Annotated in this window: 8 protein-coding genes; all 8 read right to left on the bottom strand. The window is 63.0% G+C overall.

What is annotated here, in order from left to right; translation table 11 throughout:
• Positions 1–280 (bottom strand): alanine--tRNA ligase-related protein (locus WA145_RS09360; protein WP_422581318.1); only part of this gene is annotated, 280 nt, incomplete at its 3' end.
• A gap of 377 nt (positions 281–657) precedes the next feature.
• Complete coding sequence (gene ltaE, locus WA145_RS09355) at positions 658–1,662, bottom strand: low-specificity L-threonine aldolase (protein WP_422581317.1); 1,005 nt, start codon at positions 1,660–1,662, stop codon at positions 658–660.
• Positions 1,663–1,776: 114 nt separating this feature from the next.
• Positions 1,777–2,787, bottom strand: coding sequence for a succinylglutamate desuccinylase (astE, locus tag WA145_RS09350; RefSeq protein ID WP_422581316.1), 1,011 nt, complete (start codon positions 2,785–2,787; stop codon positions 1,777–1,779).
• A gap of 29 nt (positions 2,788–2,816) precedes the next feature.
• Positions 2,817–3,104 (bottom strand): topoisomerase II, encoded by a 288-nt coding sequence (locus WA145_RS09345; RefSeq protein ID WP_422581315.1) that lies wholly within the window; start codon positions 3,102–3,104, stop codon positions 2,817–2,819.
• 93 nt (positions 3,105–3,197) lie between these two features.
• Positions 3,198–4,547 (bottom strand): N-succinylarginine dihydrolase, encoded by a 1,350-nt coding sequence (gene astB / locus WA145_RS09340; RefSeq protein WP_422581314.1) that lies wholly within the window; start codon positions 4,545–4,547, stop codon positions 3,198–3,200.
• Positions 4,544–6,007 carry a succinylglutamate-semialdehyde dehydrogenase gene (gene astD / locus WA145_RS09335; protein ID WP_422581313.1) on the bottom strand — a complete coding sequence of 488 codons (1,464 nt, stop codon included), beginning with the start codon at positions 6,005–6,007 and terminating at the stop codon, positions 4,544–4,546. Before astD ends, astB begins: the two co-directional genes overlap by 4 nt.
• 76 nt (positions 6,008–6,083) lie before the next feature.
• Positions 6,084–7,100 (bottom strand): arginine N-succinyltransferase, encoded by a 1,017-nt coding sequence (astA, locus tag WA145_RS09330; RefSeq protein ID WP_422581312.1) that lies wholly within the window; start codon positions 7,098–7,100, stop codon positions 6,084–6,086.
• A gap of 11 nt (positions 7,101–7,111) precedes the next feature.
• Positions 7,112–7,363, bottom strand: a 252-nt coding sequence (locus tag WA145_RS09325; protein ID WP_422581311.1) for an arginine N-succinyltransferase, incomplete at its 5' end; no start/stop codon positions are given.

Raw genomic sequence — 7,363 nt, 5'->3', positions numbered from 1 at the left:
TGCCGAGCATTTCGAAGAAGGTGTGGTGACGTGCGGTGTAACCGACGTTTTCCAGGTCGTTGTGCTTGCCGCCGGCACGCACGCACTTCTGGCTGGTGGCGGCGCGGGTGTAGGCGCGCTTTTCCAGGCCGAGGAAGCAATCCTTGAACTGGTTCATCCCCGCATTGGTGAACAGCAGGGTCGGATCATTGCCCGGAATCAGGGAGCTGGAGGCAACACGGGTGTGTCCCTTCTGTTCGAAGAAGCTAAGGAAGGCTTCACGGATTTCTGCGCTTTTCATAGGAATCTTCCAAAAACCAGCGGCCACGACAAAGCCGGCAAAGGGCCGCATTATATCGGGCCTTTAGCATCGGTACAGCGTGTTTATCAATAGATAGCGGCTATAGCAGCTGTGCTACGAGAAAACCGATGGCGGACAAGGCTCCGCCATGTCCGCCCTAGATCCATATATCCACCCCTCGCCCTCGGGAGAGGGGCTGGGGGGGGGACGGCCGGCATTGCGAAGCGGCCAAGGAAAGCAGCATCGCCATGGAACTGATGAGACGCTGCGCCGGCGGGTTGAGCAATGATGGGTTACGCCGCACATAAATGGATGGCTACCTGGATACCCTGTTGGCGGCTAACCCATCCTACGAACTATTCATCGCCCCAAGACAATCAATTCCGGCGAAATTCGGCGAAGGCTGCGACCACCTGATCGATATCCTCAGCGGCAATATCCAAGTGAGTAACCATGCGCAACCGCGGCGCGGCGGTGAGCTTGATCCCGCGCTCAGCGCAGAAGGCTTTCAGCGCGCCGACCCGCTCGCCGACCTGGGCGTAGACCATATTGGTCTGCACCGGCTCCACCGCATAACCCAGCTCGCGCAAGCCGGCGGCCAGGCGCTCGGCGTTGGCGTGATCCTCGGCCAGGCGCGCCACCTGATGCTGCAAGGCATACAAGCCAGCCGCGGCGAGCATGCCGGCCTGACGCATGCCGCCGCCGACCATCTTGCGCAGCCGTCGCGCCCTGCCGATCAATTCGACTGAGCCGCACAACACCGAGCCAATCGGCGCACCAAGGCCCTTGGACAGGCACACCGACACCGAATCGAAATACTGAGTAATCTGCCGCGCCGGCACGTCCAGCTTGACCGCCGCGTTGTACAAACGCGCGCCGTCCAGGTGCAGGGCCAGGCCGCGCCGCGTGCACAGCTCACGCGCGGCCTGCAGATACGCCTGCGGCAGCACCTTGCCCTGCATGGTGTTTTCCAGCGCCAGCAGGCGGGTGCGGGCGAAGTGGAAGTCATCCTGTTTGATCGCCGCTTCGACCTTGGCCAGGTCCAGCGAACCATCGGCTTCGCCATCGATCGGCTGTGGCTGGATCGAACCGAGCACCGCCGCACCGCCGCCTTCGTATTTATAGGTATGCGCCTGCTGGCCGACGATATATTCGTCGCCCCGTGCGCAATGGGCCATCAGCCCGAGCAGATTGCTCATGGTGCCGGTGGGCACGAACAACGCAGCCGCAAAACCCAGCTCGCCAGCCAGAAACTGCTCCAGACGATTAACCGTAGGGTCTTCGCCATACACGTCATCGCCCAGCTCGGCGACCTGCATGGCCTCGCGCATACCTGAAGTCGGCTGGGTGACGGTGTCGCTGCGCAGGTCGATAACGGGCATGGCGGGAAGTCCTTAGACAGGGCTAAAGCCCGATGCTAAAGCGCGACCATCAGGCAAACAAGGTACAGATTGGGTGAGAACGCGCAGGACAGATTGCGCCTCAGCAGTACGAGTTCAGGCTAATTCCACGTCTTCGGCGGGAACTATCAAGATGCCGGCACGCAGGCCGTTCTTGACCTTGGGATTGGGGAAGATAATCCGCGCGCCCGGCTCATTCACCACCCAGCGGGTGCCGGCCAGGTCCTCGGCCAGCAGGTAGCCAAGCGGCAGCTCGCTGAAATTCTCGATATCCGCCGGCAGGTTCAGCTTGAAGGCGTCGCTGTGCTTGATCACTTCGCGGGCCACGGCAAACAGCTTGAGCTGGCCCAGATCATCGCGGGCACCTTCGGGCTCGCGGCCTTCGATCAGCGCCTGCAGATGCAGTTCGAGCAGATCCAGATTGACCAGCTCGTTCTGCCCGAACGGCCGCGCCTTGCCCAGCTCCAGGGTGAAGGCTTCGGCCCCAAGCTGGGTGTAGGTATAGGCGCTAAAGGTGATCGAGCTCTTGTTGTGCAGCAGCACCGCTTCGATGCCGGCAGCACTCAAACGCGCCAGTTCACGCTGGCTGCGCGGACGGCCTTCCTGAAACGGGTAGAGAGCGAACTGCTCGATCTTCGATGCGCGAATCGCGGTGTGCAGGTCGTAATGCAGGCGGGTGCGACCCGGCTTGCTGAAGAAGGTGGCCGCCAGATGTTCCAGATCGCAGGCACGCAGCGCCTCGGGACCGGTGTGCTGATCGTGGCGGCCGTTGAACAGGCGGTTGATGTCCTGCTCGATATAGCGCTCGCCACTGCGCATGGCGGCGGGGTTACCGAACAGAAAGAGAATGCGCGCGCGGGGCTTGAGCTGGTTGCGGGCAATGCCCTGCAACAGGCGGTCGAGCAATTCAATCGGCGCGGTTTCATTGCCATGGATGCCGGCTGACAGCAGCAGGTCCAGACCATTATCACTGGCCACTGGCGGCGTGACTTCCAACGCGCCTTCGGCCAGCCAACGCAAACGCGTGCCTTCGGGGGTCAGCTGAATCTTCGCTGCCGGTTCGTGGCCGGCCAGGGTCAGTTCGAGCAGTTTGCCGAGGGCAAGCATAGGCGTCTCCTCAGAGCGTAAATGCGCTCTTAATGGTTGCAGTCAGGACCATGCACGTGATCATTATCTTCGTCCGCCAGATCCGCCGCTTCCATCTCCAGCTCCAGGCTGACCAGATTGGTGGCCAGCGGGCGCAGCAGCAGGTTGGCGTACTCGGCAGCGCCCTCCTCCACGTCTACACCGATCATCAGCTGGTTGTTACCAACCTGCTGGAACCAGATTTCCTGGCCCTGCCAGATCACGGCAAAGCGCGTGCAGGAGGTTTCCAGCTGGGTGCCGTCAGTGTCTTCGAGGATCAGTTGCAGGGCGTCGCTCATAAAATCTCCACAGTGTTGGACCTAGGATGGATGGCGTTTTTACATCCACCACAAGCCCGTCATGGTGGATCGATAACGCGTGATCCACCCTACTTAAGCTAATTGGAAGGGATAAACCGCGCCCAGTTTAAGGATCTGCGTCAGTTCGTCCAAGGCCGTGCGGCATTCGTTGAGCAATTGTGGGTCAGCCAGGTCGTTTTCGCTCAGGCGATCACGGTAGTGCTTGTCGACCCAGACGTTGAGGCTGTCGTGCAGGGTCGGGGTCATGATCACGCCCTGATTGACCGCCGCCAGCTCGTGCTCCTTAAGCGCCACGCGCAGGCGCAGGCACGCCGGGCCACCGCCGTTCTGCATGCTCTGCTTGAGGTCGAACACCTTGACCTCGCGGATCGGCCCATTACCGCTGGTCAGTTGCTCCAGGTAGCGCCAAACATTGGCGTTGTTACGGCACTCTTCCGGCACGATCAGCAGCATGCCGCCCTCGGCGCGGTTGAGCAGCTGGCTGTTGAACAGGTAGGACTTGACCGCATCCTCCACCGTCACCGCCTCACGCGGCACGCACACGGCCTGGAAGTTGCCGCCACGGCGGGCGAGCTTGTCGCTCAGCTCGGCCAGCACTTTGTCGGTGCCCTCGAAGGCGTCCTGGTGATAGAACAACACCTCGCCATTGCCCACGGCGATCACGTCGTTGTGGAACACGCCCTGATCGATCACTGCCGGCGTCTGCTGGGCGTAAACCACGCCGTCATCACTCAGGCCATGCAGACGGGCCACCGCCTGCGAGGCTTCCAGGGTTTGCCGCGCCGGGTAGCGCTGCGGCGCCGGGAAGCGGCTGTCGAAGGCACTGCGGCCGAAGACGAAGAACTCCACGCCGGCATCGCCGTAATCTTTGCAGAAGCGCGTGTGGTTGGCCGCGCCCTCATCACCGAACTGACCGACGGCCGGCAACGCGGCGTGGTGAGCGAAGTGCTGCTCGTTGGCGAACATCGCGCCGAGCACGCGACTGGTGGTCGGGTGTTCGATCGAGCGGTGGAATTTGCAGTTGAGGTTGGCGGCGGTGAAATGCACGCGACCATCCGCTGTATCGGCACTCGGGCTGACGGTGCAGGCGTTGGCCGTCCACATGCTGGACGCCGAGCAACTGGCCACCAACAGCGGCATGGCGTCTTTCGCGGCTTTCTGGATTACCTGGGCGTCGGTGCCGGTAAAGCCCAGGCTGCGCAGCACGGCGACATTCGGGCGTTCCTGCGGGGCCAGTACGCCCTGCTTGAAGCCCATTTCCATCAGGGCCTTCATCTTGGCCAAGCCCTGCTTGGCCGCTTCTTTCGGGCTGGACGCGGCCTGGCTGTTGCTCTGCGAGGCGACGTTGCCGTAGGACAGGCCACCGTAGTTGTGCGTCGGCCCGACCAAGCCATCAAAGTTCACTTCAAATGAATTGCTCACAGGCTTACTCCGGGAGTCAGGGTGGCAGGCAGGCTCAGGCTGTCGGATTCCAGCGAGGCCACCGGGTAGGCGCAATAATCGGCCGCGTAATAGGCGCTGGCACGGTGGTTGCCGGAGGCACCCACACCGCCGAATGGCGCTGTACTGGCGGCACCGGTCAGTTGTTTGTTCCAGTTGACGATACCGGCGCGGCTGTGCAGCCAGAACTGCTCGTAGCGCGCCTTGGAATCGGACAGCAGGCCAGCGGCCAGGCCGTATTGGGTGTTGTTGGCCTCAACGATGGCAGCATCGAAATCGGCGTAGCGAATCACCTGCAGCAGCGGGCCGAAGAACTCTTCATCAGGACGCTTGGCCACCTCAGTCACATCGATAATGCCAGGGGTGAGCAAGGCGGCGCCGGCCAGCGGCTGGGTCATTTCCAGCAACGCCTTGGCGCCCTGGGTCAGTAGGTGCTGCTGCGCCTTGATCAGGTGCTGCGCGGCGGCCAGGGAAATCACCGAACCCATAAAGGGCGCAGGCTGGGCGTCGAAACTGCCCACCTTGATACTGGCGGCAACCTCCACCAGACGCGCCAGCAGGCTGTCGCCCCACGCACCTTGCGGCACCAGCAGGCGGCGCGCACAGGTGCAACGCTGGCCAGCCGAGATAAAGGCCGACTGGATAATGGTGTACACCGCCGCATTCAGATCAGCGACCTGATCGACCACCAGCGGGTTGTTGCCGCCCATTTCCAGGGCAAGGATCTTATCCGGGCGACCGGCAAACTGGTTGTGCAACAGGTTGCCGGTACGGCTGGAGCCAGTGAAGAACAGCCCGTCGATACCGTCATGCGCGGCCAGAGCGACACCGGTATCGCGGGCGCCCTGCACCAGGTTGAGCACGCCCGCCGGCAAGCCGGCTTCGATCCAGCACTTGACCGTCAGTTCGGCGACTTTTGGCGTCAGCTCGCTGGGTTTGAACACCACGCAGTTACCTGCCAGCAGCGCCGGCACGATATGCCCGTTAGGCAGGTGACCGGGGAAGTTGTACGGACCGAACACTGCGACCACGCCATGCGGCTTGTGCCGCAGCACGGCGGTGGCGTCGGCCAGCGGGCCGCTCTTCTCACCGGTGCGCTCGCGGTAGCTCTGCACCGAGATGGCAACCTTGTTGACCATGCTGGTGACTTCGGTGGCGGTTTCCCACAGCGGCTTACCGGTTTCCTCGCCAATGCAGTGGCCCATGGCCTCGGCATGGCTTTTCAGGGTGGCGGCAAACTGCTCGAGCACGGCGATGCGCTCATCCAGCGAGCGCGAGGCCCAGGCCGGAAATGCCGTGCGGGCGGCCTGCACGGCGGCGTCAACCTGGGTGGCACTGGCCGCAAAGCCTTGCCAGATAACGTCCTGGCTAACCGGGTTGAGCGATTCCAGGGTTTCACCCTGACCCGCCTGCCAAGCACCGGCAATGTAATGAGTGCTCATCTTGTTTTATCACTCCCAGCAAGGTGTAGACCCGGTGTGCACCGGATCGGCAAATAGAGACAGCGGCGCCCAGTTGTTAACCGCGGGCAGAAATCGCGACCGCACGCACCTGATCGCCCGCCGCCATCTGCAGGCGCTTGGCGGTTTGCGCATCCACCACCAGGGTGCCGGCGGCCAGGCGCGCCGGCGCTGCGGTAATCCGGCAGTCCTCACGCTTGCGGTTATGGATCAGGAACTGCGGCGCGTCATCGCCCGGGGTACCGACGGCCAGTATCAGCACCTGGCTGTCCTGCACCGCACGGATCTTCGCGGTCTGCGCTTCGATGGACGGGCCGGCGTCGAAGATGTCGACATAACCCTGGTAGCTGAAACCCTCGCCCTTGAGCATGGCCAGCGCTGGTTCGGTATCCGGGTGCACGCGACCGATGATGTTGCGCGCCTCCGGGGAGAGGAAGCAGGTGTAGAGCGGAAACTTGGGCATCAGCTCGGCGATAAAGGCCTTGTTGCCCACGCCGGTGAGGTAGTCGGCCTGGCTGAATTCCATCTTGAAGAAGTGCCGACCGAGGCTTTCCCAGAACGGCGAACGGCCCTGCTCATCGGACATGCCGCGCATCTCGGCAATCACCTTGTCGCCGAACAGCTCGCGGAACTCGGCGATAAACAGAAAGCGTGCCTTGGACAGCAGCCGCCCATTCAGGCCGCTGCGCTGGTCGCCGCGCAAAAACAGCGAGCACAGCTCGGAGTTGCCGGTGAGGTCGTTGGCCAGAAACAGCGTGGGCACCTGGCGGTGGATATTCAGCTCCTGCGAGGCGCTGACCGTCAAACCAACCCGGTAGTTGTACCAGGGCTCGCGCAGGCCAACGGCGCCGGCGACGGCCGAGATACCGACCACCTCGCCGTTGTCGTCTTCGAGCACGAACAGGTAGTCGGCATCGGCACGCGCGGCTTCGCCACGGAAGGTTTTCTCGGCCCAGCCAACGCGGTGCGCCAGGCGCTCCTCATTGGCCGGCAGCGTGGTCAGGCCAGCGCCGGTACTGCGCGCCAGTTGAAACAGGGCCGGCAGATCGGCGCTGCGGACGGGACGAACGATCATGCGCTAACTCCTTAAACCGCAACCAGGCGTACGCTGACACCTTCGCCGACGCCCAGGGCTTCGGCGGCCGCCAAACTCAGGGTGACCGGCTTACCCGGCACCCAATCCAGATCCACCACGATGGCGCGGAAATCCTGCAGCTGGCCGTTACTCACCAGATACGGCCGCCCGCCTTTCACCGGCTCGCCAATGCGCAGCGGTACTACACGGCTCTGGGCAATCGAGCGGATGCCCGAGGTGCGCGCATGCAGGGTCGGGCCGCC

Origin of the sequence: Pseudomonas sp. (genome assembly GCF_049301935.1) — a bacterium.
In the GTDB taxonomy this organism is placed as follows: Bacteria; Pseudomonadota; Gammaproteobacteria; order Pseudomonadales; family Pseudomonadaceae; genus Aquipseudomonas.
The sequence above is the reverse complement of the archived record's forward strand: the minus strand, read 5'-3'. Positions and strand labels throughout refer to the sequence as shown.